Origin of the sequence: uncultured Cellulomonas sp. (genome assembly GCF_963527515.1) — a bacterium.
GTDB lineage: Bacteria > Actinomycetota > Actinomycetes > Actinomycetales > Cellulomonadaceae > Cellulomonas.
The window spans coordinates 82,547-98,647 of the sequence record NZ_CAURTV010000005.1; the positions used below are offsets into that span (position 1 = coordinate 82,547).

Annotated in this window: 17 protein-coding genes; 8 read left to right on the forward strand and 9 right to left on the reverse strand. The window is 72.8% G+C overall.

Annotated elements, in window-relative coordinates; translation table 11 throughout:
- Window positions 1–4 precede the first annotated feature (4 nt).
- A complete protein-coding gene (locus RYN42_RS02955) occupies window positions 5–250 on the forward strand; it encodes an AbrB/MazE/SpoVT family DNA-binding domain-containing protein (protein ID WP_315093574.1) in 246 nt (81 codons plus the stop codon).
- Entirely contained in the window at window positions 247–615 is a 369-nt protein-coding gene (locus tag RYN42_RS02960) for a type II toxin-antitoxin system VapC family toxin (RefSeq protein WP_315093575.1), read from the forward strand. Before RYN42_RS02955 ends, RYN42_RS02960 begins: the two co-directional genes overlap by 4 nt.
- Window positions 616–647: 32 nt before the next feature.
- Here the strand turns inward: RYN42_RS02960 and RYN42_RS02965 are convergent, their stop codons facing one another.
- Entirely contained in the window at window positions 648–1,667 is a 1,020-nt protein-coding gene (locus RYN42_RS02965; protein WP_315093576.1) for a hypothetical protein, read from the reverse strand.
- 173 nt (window positions 1,668–1,840) lie between these two features.
- On the opposite strand from RYN42_RS02965, the gene RYN42_RS02970 reads away from it, so the two are divergent.
- From RYN42_RS02970 to RYN42_RS02985, 4 genes are all read left to right on the forward strand, one after another.
- A complete protein-coding gene (locus RYN42_RS02970; RefSeq protein ID WP_315093577.1) occupies window positions 1,841–3,364 on the forward strand; it encodes an alpha/beta hydrolase in 1,524 nt (507 codons plus the stop codon).
- Between the two features lie 12 nt (window positions 3,365–3,376).
- Complete coding sequence (locus tag RYN42_RS02975; protein WP_315093579.1) at window positions 3,377–3,934, forward strand: putative glycolipid-binding domain-containing protein; 558 nt, start codon at window positions 3,377–3,379, stop codon at window positions 3,932–3,934.
- Between the two features lie 56 nt (window positions 3,935–3,990).
- Complete coding sequence (locus RYN42_RS02980) at window positions 3,991–5,280, forward strand: glycoside hydrolase family 27 protein (protein WP_315093605.1); 1,290 nt, start codon at window positions 3,991–3,993, stop codon at window positions 5,278–5,280.
- A gap of 158 nt (window positions 5,281–5,438) precedes the next feature.
- Window positions 5,439–6,701, forward strand: coding sequence for an alkaline phosphatase (locus tag RYN42_RS02985; protein WP_315093581.1), 1,263 nt, complete (start codon window positions 5,439–5,441; stop codon window positions 6,699–6,701).
- Between the two features lie 48 nt (window positions 6,702–6,749).
- On the opposite strand, the gene RYN42_RS02990 is transcribed toward RYN42_RS02985, so the two are convergent.
- The 4 genes from RYN42_RS02990 to RYN42_RS03005 all read right to left on the reverse strand — a co-directional run bounded on the left by RYN42_RS02990 (window position 6,750) and on the right by RYN42_RS03005 (window position 10,699).
- On the reverse strand, window positions 6,750–7,574 hold the full coding sequence (locus RYN42_RS02990; protein WP_315093583.1) for an alpha/beta hydrolase: 825 nt from the start codon (window positions 7,572–7,574) through the stop codon (window positions 6,750–6,752).
- A 65-nt stretch (window positions 7,575–7,639) separates the two neighbouring features.
- On the reverse strand, window positions 7,640–7,948 hold the full coding sequence (locus RYN42_RS02995) for a DUF5808 domain-containing protein (RefSeq protein WP_315093585.1): 309 nt from the start codon (window positions 7,946–7,948) through the stop codon (window positions 7,640–7,642).
- Window positions 7,945–8,829 (reverse strand): alpha/beta hydrolase, encoded by an 885-nt coding sequence (locus RYN42_RS03000; RefSeq protein WP_315093586.1) that lies wholly within the window; start codon window positions 8,827–8,829, stop codon window positions 7,945–7,947. Before RYN42_RS03000 ends, RYN42_RS02995 begins: the two co-directional genes overlap by 4 nt.
- A 67-nt stretch (window positions 8,830–8,896) precedes the next feature.
- Window positions 8,897–10,699, reverse strand: coding sequence for a family 43 glycosylhydrolase (locus RYN42_RS03005; RefSeq protein WP_315093588.1), 1,803 nt, complete (start codon window positions 10,697–10,699; stop codon window positions 8,897–8,899).
- 189 nt (window positions 10,700–10,888) lie between these two features.
- Here RYN42_RS03005 and RYN42_RS03010 point away from each other — a divergent pair, with 189 nt between their 5' ends.
- A complete protein-coding gene (locus RYN42_RS03010) occupies window positions 10,889–12,274 on the forward strand; it encodes a dicarboxylate/amino acid:cation symporter (protein WP_315093591.1) in 1,386 nt (461 codons plus the stop codon).
- Here the strand turns inward: RYN42_RS03010 and RYN42_RS03015 are convergent.
- Both RYN42_RS03015 and dinB read right to left on the reverse strand, forming a co-directional pair.
- On the reverse strand, window positions 12,247–13,206 hold the full coding sequence (locus tag RYN42_RS03015; protein WP_315093592.1) for a hypothetical protein: 960 nt from the start codon (window positions 13,204–13,206) through the stop codon (window positions 12,247–12,249). The two genes, RYN42_RS03010 and RYN42_RS03015, sit on opposite strands and share 28 nt — an antisense overlap.
- Window positions 13,207–13,495: 289 nt before the next feature.
- Window positions 13,496–14,677, reverse strand: a complete 1,182-nt coding sequence (dinB, locus tag RYN42_RS03020) for a DNA polymerase IV (RefSeq protein WP_399552381.1) — start codon at window positions 14,675–14,677, stop codon at window positions 13,496–13,498.
- Between the two features lie 41 nt (window positions 14,678–14,718).
- Here dinB and RYN42_RS03025 point away from each other — a divergent pair, with 41 nt between their 5' ends.
- Window positions 14,719–15,093 carry a VOC family protein gene (locus RYN42_RS03025; protein ID WP_315093595.1) on the forward strand — a complete coding sequence of 125 codons (375 nt, stop codon included), beginning with the start codon at window positions 14,719–14,721 and terminating at the stop codon, window positions 15,091–15,093.
- A gap of 175 nt (window positions 15,094–15,268) precedes the next feature.
- On the opposite strand, the gene RYN42_RS03030 is transcribed toward RYN42_RS03025, so the two are convergent.
- A complete protein-coding gene (locus tag RYN42_RS03030; protein WP_315093597.1) occupies window positions 15,269–15,649 on the reverse strand; it encodes a YciI family protein in 381 nt (126 codons plus the stop codon).
- A 50-nt stretch (window positions 15,650–15,699) separates the two neighbouring features.
- Window positions 15,700–16,101 (reverse strand): NTP transferase domain-containing protein (locus RYN42_RS03035; protein ID WP_315093599.1); only part of this gene is annotated, 402 nt, incomplete at its 5' end.

Consider the following 16,101-nt stretch of genomic DNA (forward strand, 5'->3'; position numbering starts at 1 on the left):
TCCCATGAGTGGGACGTACTCCACGGTGATGGGAGATCGAGGCCGGCTGGTGGTGCCCGCCGAGCTGCGCATGCACCTAGGCCTGGAGGAGGGCGCGGCCGTGATCCTGGTCGAGGCCCCCGGCGGCGTCGTCCTGATGACGCGTGACCAGGCTCGCGCATCGATCGCACGGCAGCTGGCGGGCGTCGACCTGGTGACGCAGCTGATGCTGGACCGCAGGCAGGACGCCGCACGGGAGGACCGCGGGTGACGGCCGTCCTCGACGCGTCGGCCCTGCTCGCGTTCCTGCAGGGGGAGGCCGGCTCCGCGGTCGTGGAGGCGCAGCTCGAGGCTGGCGCGCAGTGCTCTGCCGTCAACTGGTCGGAGGTCATCCAGAAGCTGCGCGCGCACGGCGTCGACTGGGGTGTCGCTCACGCGGTGCTCAGCAGCTACGGCCTGAAGGTCGTGGACGCGACCGCGCAGGACGCCGAGTGGGCAGCGCAGCGCTGGCGGTCGGGAGAGGGGCTGTCGATCGCGGACCGCTTCTGCCTCGCGCTCGGTGCGCGCAGCGGCGACGTGGTGCTCACGGCTGACGCGGCGTGGGGCACGTCGGACGGCGTCCTGCAGATCCGCTGACGTGCCGCCGGCCGAGGACGAGGCGGGCGTCCTCAGGTCCAGAAGCCTCGAGGCATCGGGGCGAGCCGCACGGAGCCCAGCGGCCTCGTGGTCCACCGCACACGGGTGGCGACGATGCCCTCGTCCGGGTCGAGGAGGCACACCCGGGTGGTGGCGCCCCGGCAGACAGCGACGAGGAGCCGGTGCTCGTCGGCCCAGCCGAGTGCACGGGGCCGGCCGCTGGAGTTGACCTCGGCGACGCGAGAGCCCAGCGCCGGGACCGGCCGCGACGCCCCGGAGCGAACGTCGAGGATGCGCGGCACGTCGTCGTCGCCGACGACGAGCAGCTGGAGACCCTCCGGATCCCAGGACACCGATCCGAGCAGCACGGCGGGCACCTGGGTGTGCGCACCGGTGGACACGTCGACGACCAGTGCCGCTCGCTCGAGGGTGCCGCGGGCGGTGAAGATCAAGATGGACAAGGCCACCGTGGTGCCGTCCGGTGACCACTGGACCACCGAGCTCTCACCGATCGGCTGCAGAGCCCCGCGCAGCTCGAGCATCGTGCGAGGGGGGTCGACCGAGAAGCCCGCGATCGTCAGCGAGACGCGGAACTCGCTCACGACAGGCCGCACCCCGGGTCGCCAGGTCGGCCACCAGCTCTGCACGACCGCGACGGATGCTCCGTCCGGAGAGGGCGCGTAGTACACCGACGCATCGTTGCCCTGGACCGCGTCGAAGCTCGCCCGTTCCTCCCGCCCTGTCGCACAGTCGTACCGGTAGACGCCGAGGATCCAGCGTCGCTGGATCAGCGGCAGGTCCGCCGAGCCGCCGTCGTAGCGTGCGCGCTCGAACACCATCGAGGTGCCACCGGGCGCCAGGACGGGCAGGAACGGACCGGTCGAGTCGTCGAGCACGGCGAACGGCGAGAGTCGCCCCGACTCCGGGAGCCAACCGCACGCCAGCTGGTACGGATCCGTCAGCAACGGAACGGGACCGTCCACCGGACCGGCCAGGGGATCGTCCACGAATGTCGCGGCCCACCGCGGCGTCGGGCTGGGTCGTGTCCTCATCGTCCGGCGACTCTACCGATCGCTGCGCGACCACCCGGCGGCCCGTGGAAGAGGATCCGGGACCAAGGGACCTGGTGCCATCCTCGTCCGTGAGCAGGCTGGAGGTGGGCAGGCCAGGGCGTCGTCCAGGTCACCAGGCTCGCAGGCGCGCTGCCCGGCCCACGGAGGCAGCCATGGTGGGCAGCATCAACCCCGTCCGGGTCGAGGACGACTCCACGCGGCACACCCCGCACCGGCGTCTGCGGACGCGTCTGCGCCCCTGGCTCCCCCTGGCCGGGGTCCTCGCGCTGGCAGCCGGGTCGGGTCTGGTCACCGGTCAGATCGCCCCGCTGGGGCCGGTGACCACGGTCGGCGCCCTGGCGGTGATGGCGACCGGCGCGTTGCTCGGTCTGGTCGGAGGTCGGGTGGCGCGCTCCGCCTGGGTGGTGATCGCGGTCGCGGTGGTGCACGTGGGTGCGATCGAGATCGCCCGCAGCGACGTGCTGCTGCCGACCGTGCACGACGTACGGATCGACTCGATGTGGGGGTGGCTCGCCCTGGTCCTCGGACGCGGCGTGCACGCGGCGCTGCTGGTCCTGCCGATGATCCTCGGAGCCCGGGTGGGCGCCGGCGTGCGAGGTCGTGCGGGCACGGCTGTCGCCGGCGTGCTCACCCTCGGCCTCGCGGTGGTGGTCGCGCTGCCCGCCTCCACCCCGCCGGTGCGCGACGCCGACGGCGACGTGGTCCCCGGAAGCGTCGCCACGCTCGACACGGTGCCCCTCGGGGGTGACCCGCACACCGTCATGGTGCGGGCGGCCGACCCGGACGCCCCGGTGCTGCTCTACCTCTCGGGGGGTCCGGGACAGTCGGACCTCGCGCTGAGCCGTGTGCTGTCGGAGCCCTGGGTCGACGACGTCGTCTTCGCCACGTACGACCAGCGCGGCAACGGGACCTCCTACGCCGCGCTCCTGCCGACCGAGGAGGCCACGCTCGACCGCGCGGTCACCGACGTCATCGAGCTCACCGACTACCTCCGGACCCGGTTCGGCGAGGACCGGGTCATCCTCATGGGCGAGTCGTGGGGCACCATCCTCGGCGTGCTGGCGGTGCAGCAGCGCCCGGACCTCTTCCACGCCTACCTCGGCAGCGGGCAGATGGTCGACGTGACGGAGACCGACCGGCGGATCTACCGAGACCTCGTCGACTACGCGGACCGGACCGGCGACGGCTCGGTGGCTGCGCTGACCGAGCGGATCGGCCCGCCGCCCTACGCCGACATCCCCTGGGCCAACGCCGACGTCATGCTGGCGTACGAGTACCTCTACGGTCCGTACACGCCGTCCGCGGGCTACCTCGAGCGAGGCCGCGCCTCAGGGCTGGACCAGTTCGGCGTGCGGGGCGTCGAGTACACATGGGTCGACAAGGTCGACGTGCTCCGCGGGCTCATGGACACGTTCGCGGTGATGTACCCGCAGATCCAGGGCCTCGACCTGCGCCGGGACGTCCCGCGTCTGGAGGTCCCCGTGTTCGTGCTGGACGGCGCGGCGGAGCTGGACGGTCGCCGCGAGCTCGCCCTGCAGTGGTACGCCGCGCTGGAGGCGCCGACCAAGCAGCTCGTCACGTTCGACGGCGCCGCGCACGCCGTCGCCTTCGAGCAGGCCGACGCCGTCGAGCGACTGCTGGTCGAGGAGGTCCTGCCGCTCGTCGGCGACCGGTGAGATCGTCGTCCGATGGCGACGCACGAGCCGCTCCCGCCCTTCGCCGCATGGAGGTTCGTCGACGCGGTCGACGGGTTCGAGGTGGCCTACCTCGAACCCGGCCGGCTGCGCGGGCACACGACCGCGGTCGAGGACGGGCGTCCCCACGCGGTGTCCTACGAGATCACCCTCGACGACCGGTGGCGCACCCGCACGGTCCAGGTCACGTCCGACACCGTGGCCGGCCTGCGCAGCACCGTCCTGCGCTCGGACGGGGACGGCGGCTGGACGGTGGACGGCGTCCGCGCGCCGCACCTCGACGGGCTCGTCGACGTCGACCTCGAGGCGTCCGCGTGCACCAACACGCTGCCCGTCCACCGGCTGGCGATGCCGGTGGGCGAGGTGGTCACCGCCGCGGCCGTCTACGTGCAGGCGTCGGACCTCGTGGTGCGCCGCCTGGACCAGACGTACCGACGGCTCGACGGGCACCGCTTCGGGTACACCTCCGAGGGCGGGTTCGCGGCCGTGCTGGCCTACGACGACGCCGGGCTGGTGGTCGACTACCCGGGGATCGCCGTCCGGTTCGCGTGACGGGCGGCAGGAGGGCCGCGGGATACTGTCGCGCAGTGAGCTCCGCGCGACCGCCCATGGGCTGGAACAGCTGGGACTGCTACGGCACCACGGTCACCGAGGCGGAGGTGCTGGCCAACGCGGAGTTCCTGGCCGAGCACCTGCTCCCGTCCGGCTGGGACACCGTCGTGGTCGACATCGACTGGTCCGACCCGACCGCGCGGTCGCACGGCTACAACCCGAGCGCCCCGCTGGAGCTGGACGGGCACGGCCGGCTGCAGCCCGATCCCGGTCGGTTCCCCAGCGCAGCCGGCGGCGCGGGCTTCGGGCCGCTCGCCGCGCGGGTGCACGCCCTGGGTCTGCGGTTCGGCATCCACACGATGCGCGGCATCCCTCGGCTGGCGGTCGAGCGGGACACGCCGGTCCTCGGCGGCCGCGGGGCGACCGCGTCGGAGGTCGCCGACGCGACGAACGTGTGCGAGTGGAACCCCGACATGCTCGGGCTCGACCACATCCACCCCGCGGCCCAGGCGTACTACGACTCGACCCTGGAGCTGTACGCCGGGTGGGGCGTCGACTTCGTCAAGGCCGACGACATGCTCTGGCCGTACCAGGCCGCGGACATCGAGGCCTACGCGCGCGCGATCGAACGGAGCGGCCGGGCTATCGAGCTGAGCCTCTCACCCGGACGTGACCTGTCCCTGACGCGCCTGGACCACCTGCGCGAGCACGCCACGATGTGGCGCATCTGTGACGACCTGTGGGACCGGTGGGAGGACGTCGAGGCCAACTTCGCCCGGTTCGCGCGCTGGGCGCCGTTCGCGGGGGAGCAGGGGTGGCCCGACGGCGACATGCTCCCGCTCGGCCGGATCGGGCTGCGCGCCGAGCGCGGGGAGCCCCGCGACGACCGGTTGACCCCGGCCGAGCGGATCTCGCTCCTGACGCTCTGGGTGGTCGCCCGGTCCCCGCTCATGGTCGGCGGCGACCTGCCGTCGTCGGACCCCGCCACCATCGCCCTGCTCACCCACCCCGACGTGCTCGCCGTGCACGCGGCGTCGACCGGCAACCGTGAGGTGTTCCGGGAGGGACCGCTGGTGCTCTGGGCGGCGCAGGGTCCGGCGGGAGAGCGGTACGCGGCGGCGTTCAACCTCGACACCGAGCCGCTGGCGGTCGCGCTCGACGCGGCCGACCTTGACCTCCCGCTGGACGCCGAGGTCCGCGAGCTGTGGACGGGCGATCCTGTGCGCACCAGCCGGGTCGACGTGCAGAGCGACGCGGCGCGGGGTGTCGCACCGGGGAGCACCGCGCTGCACCTGCTGCTGGAGCCGCACGGTGCCGTCCTGCTCCGGAGCGTCCCGGGTCGATGAACGCCGGTCCCTCCTCTCGAGATGCGGGGTCACCCGAACGGTCGAACGATGGTCCGCACGGGGGACGCCCCGGCCATCGTCAAGGTGAACAACGAGGTTCGACCGAGGGACGGCAGAAGATGCTCAGCTCACGACGCACATGGGTAGGGGTCGGCAGCGTGGTGGTCGTCGCCGCAGGGCTGGCGGCCAGCGGGGTGGCAGGCGGTGGTGACGACGTCGAGCGCTGGCGCGGTGGCGACCGCGCCGTCGCGAAGAACGTGATCTTCATGGTGGGTGACGGCCTGAGCCTGGCCGCACGCGACGCGACGCGGCTGGCGACCGTCGGTCAGGGCGGCCAGCTCGCCATGGACAGCCTGCGGTACGCGGGCTGGACGCACACGGAGTCGGCCGACCCGGAGGACGCGGTGACCGACTCGGCCGCGGGCGCGACCGCGTTCGCCGCGGGCGTCAGGACGTACAACGGCGCGGTGTCGGTCGACGTCGACGGCAACCCTGTCAAGACGCTCCTGGAGCACGCGAAGGACCTGCGCAAGGCGACCGGTCTGGTGACGACCGCCCAGGTCACGGACGCGACGCCGGCGGCGTTCGGCTCCCACGTGCCCGACCGCGGGGCCCAGACCGAGATCGCCCGGCAGTTCATCGAGGTCACGCAGCCGGACGTGATCCTCGGCGGCGGGGAGGACTGGTGGTACCCGGAGGGTGACCCGGGCGCCTACCCGGACGACCCCGCGGACCCGCGGCCCGAGGTGAGCAAGAGCACGATCGGCAACCTGGTCGACCGCGCGGAGGCAGCCGGCTACGACTACGTGAGCACTCCCGACGAGCTGGCGGCGAGCACCTCGAAGAAGCTGCTCGGCCTGTTCGCCAACGAGGAGATGTTCGAGCAGTTCCCCGAGGGCCAGGGCGACGAGTACGCGCCGGTGGTGCCCCTGACGGACATGACGGCCAAGGCGCTCGACGTGCTCAGGCACGACCGCCACGGATTCTTCCTCGTGGTCGAGGAGGAGGCCATCGACGAGATGGCCCATGCCAACAACGCCGAGCTGACCCTCGAGGCCGGCCGGGCGCTCGACGCCACGGTCGCGCTGGTCAAGGAGTTCGCGGCGAGCCACCCCGGCACGCTGATCGTCGTGGTCGGTGACCACGAGACCGGCGGGCTGGCCATCGAGAACGTCGACGCGGCGGACGAGTCGGGCGACACCGCAAGCACCGTGCCGGGCGTGGTGCAGAGCCTCGAGGACGGGCCGTTCCCGATCGCGAACAGCGACCTGGAGTTCACGGTCGACTGGACGACCGGTGGGCACACGGGTGCGTCCACACCGCTGACCGCCGAGGGTCCGCGGGCGGACCGGCTGGCCCGTGCGCAGGACAACACCGACGTGTTCACGGTCGTCCTGGACGCGATGCGCGGGCGCCGGTGACGCGAGCCTGGCAGCCGCCCCGGAGGGGCGGCTGCCAGGCGTCCGCGGTCAGGACCGGAGGAACTCGAGCAGGTCGGCGTTGATGGTCGCCGCCTCGGTGGTGGGCATGCCGTGCGGGAAGCCTGCGTACGTCTTCAGGGTGCCGTTCTGCAGCAGCTCCGCGGAGAGGGGGGCCGAGTCGGCGTACGGGACCACCTGGTCGTCGTCCCCGTGCATCACCAGGACCGGGACGGTGATCGCCCTCAGGTCCTCGGTGAAGTCCGTCTGGGAGAACGCAACGATGCCGTCGTAGTGCGCCTTGGCGCCGCCCATCATCCCCTGGCGCCACCAGTTCTCGATGATCGCCTCCGACGGCTCCCGGCCCGGCCGGTTGTACCCGTAGAACGCGGTGGACGGCAGCTCGCGGTAGAAGTTCGACCGGTTGGTGGCCACCTGCTCCTGCAGCCCGTCGAACACGCTCTTCGGCAGGCCGCCGGGGTTGGCGTCGGTCTGGAGCATGAGCGGCGGCACCGCGCTGATCAGCACGGCCTTGGCGACGCGGCTCTCGCCGTGGCGCGCGATGTAGTGGACGACCTCGCCGCCGCCGGTCGAGTGGCCGATGTGGACGGCGTCGTGCAGGTCCAGGTGCTCGGTCAGGGCCGCCAGGTCGTCGGCGTAGTGGTCCATGTCGTGACCGTCGGCGGTCTGCGTGGAGCGCCCGTGGCCGCGGCGGTCGTGGGCGATCACGCGGTAGCCGTGCTGCAGGAAGAACAGGAGCTGGGTGTCCCAGTCGTCGGCGGACAGGGGCCAGCCGTGGCTGAAGACCAGGGGTTGGCCCGATCCCCAGTCCTTGTAGAAGATCTCCGTGCCGTCGGACGTCGTGATCGTGCCCATGTGACCCTCCGGGAGTTCGGAAACGGTCATCCGAGACTAAGCGGGCACGGACGCGCTGCCTACGCTCAGCCGGCGGAGACCCGCTGCCGCGCGAGCTCCACGACCCGGCCGGCGTTGAGGGTCCAGCCGACCCCGAACACCCGTGGGCTGATGAGGTGGTCCCCCTTCGGGTCCCACATGCGCTCCTTGAACCGGGCGAACGTCGGCAGCCGGAAGTCGTAGGGCACGAAGCCGACCACCTTGCCGTTCCACGTGCGTTCGTCCTCGGGCGTGCGCAGCTCCTTGACGACGGCGGCGACCGCGAGCGCCACGGTCAGCAGCCGGACCAGCTTCTGCAGGTCGAAGCCGGCGTGTTCCTTGTCGTGCTCGGTCATCGTGACTCCTCGGTGGGTGCGTGCTCGGTGCCCAGCACCTCGCGCAGCCTCGTCGCGAAGGCCTCGGGCTGCCCCGGCATGCCGAACTCGTCGCCGAGGAAGCCGCCGTGGTTGCTGGGGAAGACGGCCAGCTCCAGGCCGAGCTCGTCGGCGAGCGCGGCCGAGCTGCGCCAGGTGAGCGTGCCCGTGCTCTCGATGCCGGCGGCGACCACCACGCGCGTCGGCGCGGCGGTCAGCGCGGGCACGTCCGGCTGGTAGGAGGTGACGGCGTTGGAGACGCCGGAGAGCAAGGGGTCGGCGCGCCCGCCGTCGTCGGTGGACGGCAGCCCGAACGCGGAAGGGTCGGGCAGCTCCGAGCCGAAGTCGTCCGTGAGCTCGCCCTGCCAGGACGTGAGCGCGATGAAGGCCGCCATCCCGGCGCCCCACCCGCTGCGGTGGTACGCGTCCTGCACCCGCTTCTCTGCCGCGAACGCCTGCTGCGCGTCGGGCAGCACGCCCAGCAGTGGCGGCTCGTGCGCGACGAACGTGCGGACGTCGTCCGGGTGGGTGGTCACCAGGTGCAGGCCGGTGACGGCGCCGCCGCTGCTGCCCAGGAGGTCGACCGTCCCCCCGAGCTCGCCGATCAGCCGGTGCAGGTCCTCCGCCTGCTGCTGCGGGGTGTTCGTCGTCTCCCCGTCGGTCCGCGTGCTGCGGCCGAGGCCACGCGGGTCGTAGGTGACCACGGTCCGGTCCGGGAAGAAGGACGCGAGCGTCCCGAAGCCGGACGCGTCCATGGGCTGGCCGATCAGCAGGAGCGGCGGGGTCCCGTCCGCGGTCGGGAGCGGACCGCGCACGTCGTAGACCAGGGTCGCTCCGGGCACGTCCAGGGTCTCGGTCGTCATGGTGCTCCTCGGGAGGTGGACGCGGGGTCCTGCCAGTATCGGCGCCCGAGCGGGTCGCGGTCGAGGGTCAGGGCAGCAGGAGACGCACCGCCTGGGTGGTGGCGCCGCTGCTCAGCGACCAGGTGCCGTCGTCGGTCGGGGTCAGCGTCCACGTGGCGCAGCCGCTGCGGACCAGCCGCAGGTCGGCGGCCAGGCACCCGCCCGAGCCGTGGCGCCCGCCGGTGTCGGCCGACCGGACCGTGTATCCGGCGGTCCCCGCGACGGCGTCGAAGAGCCAGGTCTGGCACGCGCGCTCGTGGCGCTCCTGGAACGTCGCCGTCCCGGTGCGGCACCGCGCGGTGCCGAGCGTCTCCGTCTGGCTCGTGGGGCTGGCGAGCAGCACCGCCCCGACGGGCTCGAACCGGACCTGCTGGTCGGCGCTGCCGGTCGGGGAGCTGATCGCGACGTTGCTGCCGGCGACCGGTCCGCCCTGCACGGTCCACACCCGGTTGCCGGGCAGGATGCTGGCGATCGTCGTCCACCCGTCGCCGGCCGCGGTGAGGCTCCACCGCTGGCAGTCGTTGTTCGGCAGGAACCCGAGCCAGCCCCACTGCGCCACGTTGCCGCCGTCGACGTTGGTGCAGGCGGCCACCTCGGCCACGTTGTTGCTGAACCGGTTGAGGATCCGGGTGCCGGTGCCCCGGTCGGACAGCTGCCACTGCTGGCACGCGTTGTCGAGGTCGGTCCAGAGGGCGATGTTGGCACCCTCGTAACCGCAGCCCGCGTTCTCGACGACCGCGGTGCCGCCGCGCGGCACGATCTGCACGTACGCGTCCCCGTGCCCGATCGAGCGGCTCGGGTTGATCGGGTCGCTGAGCACGGGCCAGCCGTCGCGGCCCCAGGTCAGGGTCCGCACGTTCAGGCGGGGAGCCCCCCCGTCGGTCGCGTCGTAGTAGTGGCTGACGAAGTACCCGGTGCGGCCGTTCCTGTCCATCAGCAGGTCACCGCCGCCCGCACCGACGAACTCGTTGTAGCCGCGCAGGACCTCGGTGCCGCCCTTGCCGTCCAGCAGCGGCACCCCGTCGGCGTCCATGTACGGCCCGGTCAGGCTGGCCGAGCGGCCGACCATGGTCCGGTAGTCGCTCTCGACGCTGCGGCAGCAGTAGTCCCACGAGACGAACAGGTAGTAGTAGCCGTCGTGCCACGCGATGGCCGGGTTCTCCTCGGCGTTGGGCGGGAACTGGCGGCGGGCGATCGCGACCGGCTCCGCACCGGGGGCGGGCGTGCCGGTCGCGGCGTCGAGCGGGACCAGGTGGATGCCGGAGAAGAACGAGCCGAACGACAACCAGGTCGCGCCCTCCTGGTCGGTGACGACGTTCGGGTCGATCGCGTTGAACGTGTCGACGCCCGGCTCCGACCGGATCACGAGCCCCTGGTCCTCCCACTGCGGGTTCGCCAGAGACGGTGAGGTGAGCAGGCCGATCACGGAGTTGTTGGTGCCGAACTGCGAGACCGCGTAGTACAGGCGCCACTCCGTGCCGGACCAGCTGAGGTCGGGCGCCCAGGCGTCGCGCGGGGCCTCCGCCACGCCGAGCTCCTCGAGCACCCAGGCGGGCAGCTCGGTGAGCACCGGCCCCAGCTCCTCCCAGTGCACCAGGTCCCGCGAGCGCTTCATCGGCAGGTACGTGTCGTCGAACGCGGCGTCGCCGGTGATGGCGACGTAGTACCAGCCCTTCTCCTTGACCATCGTCGGGTCGTGCGCGATGGGGTCGACGGGCCGTTCGGCGGTCGGGGGCGCCGGCGGGGTCGCGGTGGCGGCCGACGCCGGGACCACCAGGCCGAGCAGGCTCGCGATCGTCAGCAGGACCAGCCAGAGGGGAGTGCGCTTCATCGGGACGACCTCGTCTTCCACGTCGTTGTGGGTCTTCGCTGAGCTCATCCTGACATTGCTTTACAACGATGTACATCGCGTCCGGATTGTGAGCACTGTCTCTTCTCCACGCGGAAGACCTCCGGGCAACGCCCGTGTTGCGAACGGAGGCTGCAGATCGCCGGCCACCGTCCCTGGAAAGGCCTCCCGTTGTCCGACACTGTCACGCAGCCGAAGCGCCGGCTGCGGCTCCCGTCCTTCTCCGTGCAGGTCCTGCTCGGCCTCGGCCTCGGCATCCTGCTCGGGTGGCTCGCCCTGCAGCTGGGCCCGACCGCCGGTGGCGAGCCGAACTGGCTGACCACCACCCTTGACACCATCGGCGCCTCGTTCGTCACGCTCCTGAAGGCGATCGTGCCGCCGCTGGTCTTCCTCGCCATCGTCGCCTCGATCGCGAACCTCCAGCAGGTCACCAACGCCGCGCGGCTCGCCTGGCAGACCCTGCTCTGGTTCGCCATCACCGCCGCGATCTCGGTGGCCATCGGCATCGGGCTGGGTCTGGTGTTCCAGCCGGGCACCCGCTCGACGCTCAGCCCGGAGGCCGGCAGCGAGGTGGGCACCACGGGCAGCTGGCTCGACTTCCTCAACGGCCTGATCCCCAGCAACTTCCTCGGGCTCGGGGCCAGCACGCAGGCGGCCGACGACGGCACGCTCACCACCGGCATCTCGTTCAACGTGCTGCAGATCGTGGTCCTCGCGATCGTCGTCGGCGTCGCGGCCCTGCGCAGCGGCACGGCCGCCCAGCCGTTCCTCACCTTCGCGCGCTCCGCGCTCGCGGTCGTGCAGAAGATCCTCTGGTGGGTCATCCGCCTCGCCCCGCTGGGCACCCTCGGGCTCATCGGCCGGGCCGTGGCGTCGTACGGCTGGGACCTGCTGGCGCCGCTCGCGACGTTCGCCGCCGCCGTCTACGTGGGCCTCGCGCTCGTGCTCTTCGTCGTCTACCCCGTGATGCTGCGGACCAACGGGCTCGGCATCGGCGGCTTCTTCCGCGGCGCCTGGCCGGCGATCGAGCTCGCGTTCGTGTCGCGGTCCTCCGTCGGCACGCTGCCCGTCACGCAGCGCGTCGTCGAGCGGAACCTCGGGGTGCCTCGCTCCTACGCCTCGTTCGCGGTGCCGCTGGCGGCGACCACCAAGATGGACGGCTGCGCGTCGATCTACCCCGCGATCTCGGCGATCTTCGTCGCGCAGCTCTTCGGCATCGACCTCTCGGTCACCGACTACCTGCTGATCGCGTTCGTGTCCGTGGTCGGCTCGGCGGCCACCGCCGGTCTGACCGGTGCGGTCGTCATGCTCACGCTCACCCTGTCCACGCTCGGGCTGCCGCTGGCCGGTGTCGGCCTGCTGCTGGCGATCGACCCGATCCTCGACATGGGCCGCACGGCCGTGAACGTGGCCGGACAGGCGCTGGTGCCGACGATCGTGGCCAAGCGCGAGGGGATCCTCGACGAGGCGCAGTACGCGTCGGCGTCCGCGGAGGACCTCTTCTCGGACGACGAGCCGGCGACGGCCGATCAGCGGGAGCCCGTCGAGGTCGCCTGACGCGCCCCGGCGCCGACCCGCAGCATGTTCAGGGTCACCAGCTGGTCGGCGGCGCCGCCCCAGTCGACCGCCTCGACGTTGCTGCCGCTGGACCCCGGCGGCCGCCACCACCGCCGCGCGGCGGTCCAGCGGCCGTCGGGTCTCCTGCGGGCGGCGAGCAGGCGGCGCACACGAGCGGTCCGCACGTCCTGGCCGTGACCCGCGCGGCCGAGCACGACCAGGGCCTGCAGCGCGTCGTAGTGCCAGAACGGCGGGACGTGCGGCTCGAGGAACGACGAGTGGATCGATTCTCCGGTGGTCCGTCGGAAGGCGACCTCGTGCGCGAGCAGCAGCTCGGCGGCGGCGTCGGCCGCTCGGCGCGAACGCGGGTCCCCGGTCGCGTCCGCGTGCTCGGCGAGGCCCCACAGGGGTGGCAGCGTCTCGTGGAACGACGAGTGGCTCGCCGCGGGGTGCTTGTCGCAGTTCCACCCCCCGTCGGGCCACTGCCACGTGAGCAGGTGCTCGACCAGGGTGCGCACCCGGGGGTCGGTGTGCAGCCCGAGCCGGCACGCGACCGCGACGGCGTTGCCCTCCTGCGAGGCGCAGCGGCGCGCCCGGCCGTCGATGACGGGCACCTGGGCGAGCCTGCGCGGCTGCGCCCAGCAGTCGAGGACCTCGTCGGCGAGCGCCAGGGCAGGGCCGTGCACCGCCGGGACGCCCAGCTCGACCAGCGACACGAGCCGCCAGTGCGCGCCGGTCCACTTACTGTACGGATGAGCACGGCGGGCGTCCGCGGGCCGGGGCTCGGCCAGCAGGCCCCGGACGAGCGGGCTGGCGAGCGCGCCGTCCAGGTCCACGTCCTCACCCAGCAGGTCGCGGCGGGCCAGCCGCGCGATCGCCGGGTCGCCGTCGCGGAGCAGCCACTGCAGCCCCGGGTCGTCGGCTGCCCGCACTACGCACCGACCCGTCGGTCGATCGCCCGCAGCAGGTCGGCCAGGTTGCGCAGGGGCACGTCCACCCGCAACGCGCCCACTGCGCTCATGGTCGCCAGTATGCCCGCGGAGCCACCGCGCAGGCAGGGGCGTGACAGCGCCCCGGTTCGGAACGCCTGGGTGAGCGCCGGCGTCGGCTGGCACGAGCACCACGAGGACGTCGCGGTCGGCTGCGACGCGTCCTACCGGCCGGGCTACCACGCGCAGTCGATCGAGCACGCCCTGATGCCGGGGTGTGCGGTGCCGCACCTCACTCGAGCAGCGGCACCGCGATCCCCTCGCCCCGGCGCAGCAGGCTGGCGCGCATCACCGCCTGCGTCCCGAAGCGCACGCCGATCGCGTCGACCGCCTGGTCGAGCCCGCCGTGGTCGGGGTGGTCGAGGGGGAGGGCGAGCTGCACGAACTCGTCGGACGACAGGCCGGTCAGCGCGACGCCGACGAGCGTGATGCCGCGCTCGCGGATCAGGGGACCGGCGGCGACCAGGAGGGCCAGGGCCGCGGCCGCGATGTCCTCGGAGGAGTCGGTCCCGGCGGCGAGCGACCGCGACCGCGTCGCCTTGGTGTAGTCCTCGAACCGCAGACGCAGGACGACGGTCCGGGCGATCCGGTCCGCCTTGCGCATCCGGCGGCAGACGCGGTCGACGAGGCCCAGGAGCGACGCCCGGACGTGCTCAGGATCGTGCGGTCCGTGCCCGAGGGCGCGCTGCGCGCCGATGGAGCCGCGCGACTGCCGCACCACCACGCGGGCGGGCGTCAGGCCGTGCACGACCGCGTACAGGTGGCTGCCGGCCGCGGGACCCAGGCTGCCGGTCAGCACCGAGCGGGGGAGCGCGGCGACGTCGCCGGCGGTGAACAGTCCGTACGCGTGCAGCTTGGTCGCCGTGACCTCGCCGACGCCCCAGAGCAGCTCGACCGGGAGCGGGTGCAGGAACGACTCCTCGTCGGCGGGGAGGACCAGCAGCAGCCCGTCCGGCTTGGCCACCCGGGACGCCACCTTGGCCAGGAACGGTGTCCGGGCCACGCCGACGGTGATGGGCAGCCCGACGACGTCGCGGACCTGCGCGCGCAGTCGCGCCGCGATGTCGACCGGGGCCACGTCGATCCGGTGCAGGCCGGCCACGTCGAGGAACGCCTCGTCGATCGAGACGCCCTGGACCATCGGCGTCGTCTGCCGGAAGAGCTCGAACACGGCCCTGCTGGCCTCGACGTAGGCGTCGAAGCGCGGCCGGACCGTGATGAGGTCCGGGCACAGCGCGCGCGCCTGCCGACCGCCCATCGCCGTCTTCACTCCCCGGCGCTTGGCCTCGTACGAGCACGCCAGCACCACGCCACCGCCGACCGCGACCGGGCGGTTGCGCAGGCGCGGGTCGTCGCGCTGCTCGACCGAGGCGTAGAACGCGTCGAGGTCGGCATGCAGGATGGTGGAGCGCACGAACACATGTTCGAACGTACCTCTGACACTAGGGTGCCGTCATGCACCGGATCCTGCTGCGCGAGGTCATCATCGACGCCCCGGCGGGGGACATCGACGCGGTCACGGCCTTCTGGTCGGGCGCGCTCGCGGCGACGCCGCACCCGGTCCCGGGCGAGCCGTTCGTCGCGCTGCGGGACGCGTCCTCGCTGCCGCACGTCGCGACGCAGGACATCGGGGACGACGACGTACCTCGGTTCCACCTCGACATCGAGACGGACGACCTCGAGGCCGAGATCGCGCGGCTGGAGGGCCTCGGCGCGACCGTGCGGGCGCGCTACGACGACTACGCCGTCATGGCCGACCCGGTCGGGCTGCTGTTCTGCCTGCTGCCGCCGGTCTCCGAGGAGTTCGCGACGCGCGCGAAGATGGTCTGAGCGCCGTTCAGTCGTAGAACGGGGGCAGGAGGTCCGAGGCGTCGTCCGTGCGGTCGACCACGACGGTCCCGCACTCCTTCGTCTGCTCGCGTTCTGCTGCCAGTCGCCACCACGGTGCGTTCACGTCATCGATCGTCCTCCTGAGTCCGTCTCGGCATGTGGGACGTAGGGCCTGTCAGTCCCAGAGGTACGCCGGACGCAGCTCGGCGACGCTGCCCGGTCCGGCGAACTGGGCGGCGATCTCCTCCGCCCGCTCCCGTGATGCGCAGTCCAGCAGGAAGAACCCCGCCAGGTGCTCCTGGGTCTCCGCGTAGGGGCCCTCGCTGGCCAGCGACGTCCCGCTGCGCCAGCGGTGCACGGTCGCCGACGCCGGGTCGGCCAGCGCCTCTGCGGTGACGAGCTCGCCGCTGGCCGAGATCTCGGCGAGCAGGGTGTCGAAGTCCCGGTCCATCGCCTCGTGCTCGGTGGCGGACAGGGCGCGGCCCTCGTCGGTGAACCGTGACGTCGGGTGCGCCCACGGCTTGGCGTCGGCGTGGATGAGGATCAGGTACTTCACGGTGACCTCCTGGTCGGGCGGGTGCTGTCGGGGGGATGACGCGCACGGGTTCAGGTTCTCGACACGTCCTGGTCGAACCCGTGGTGCAGGTCGCCGCACTCGACCTCCGCGACGCCGTGCTCCACCAGGTAGCCGCGGGCGCCGCGGTCGCCGTGCAGCGTCTGGGCGAGCGGCGCCCAGTGCTCGGCGCCGATGAGCACCGGGTGACCCGGCCTCCCGCCGTAGACCGCCTGCCGCAGCGGTCCCGGGGCGTCGAGCAGCCTGCGGACCACGCCGACCGGGGTGTCGGGCAGGTCGACGAGCGTCACGACGACCGCGTCGCCCGCGGCGTGGGCGAGCCCGGCGCGCAGCGACTCGCCGATCCCGTCGGCCCAGCGCTCGGCGACGACCGCGGTGATGCGCGCGTCGTCGGGCACGAGGGCGCGGGCCTCGTCGGCGGCGGCCCCCAGGAC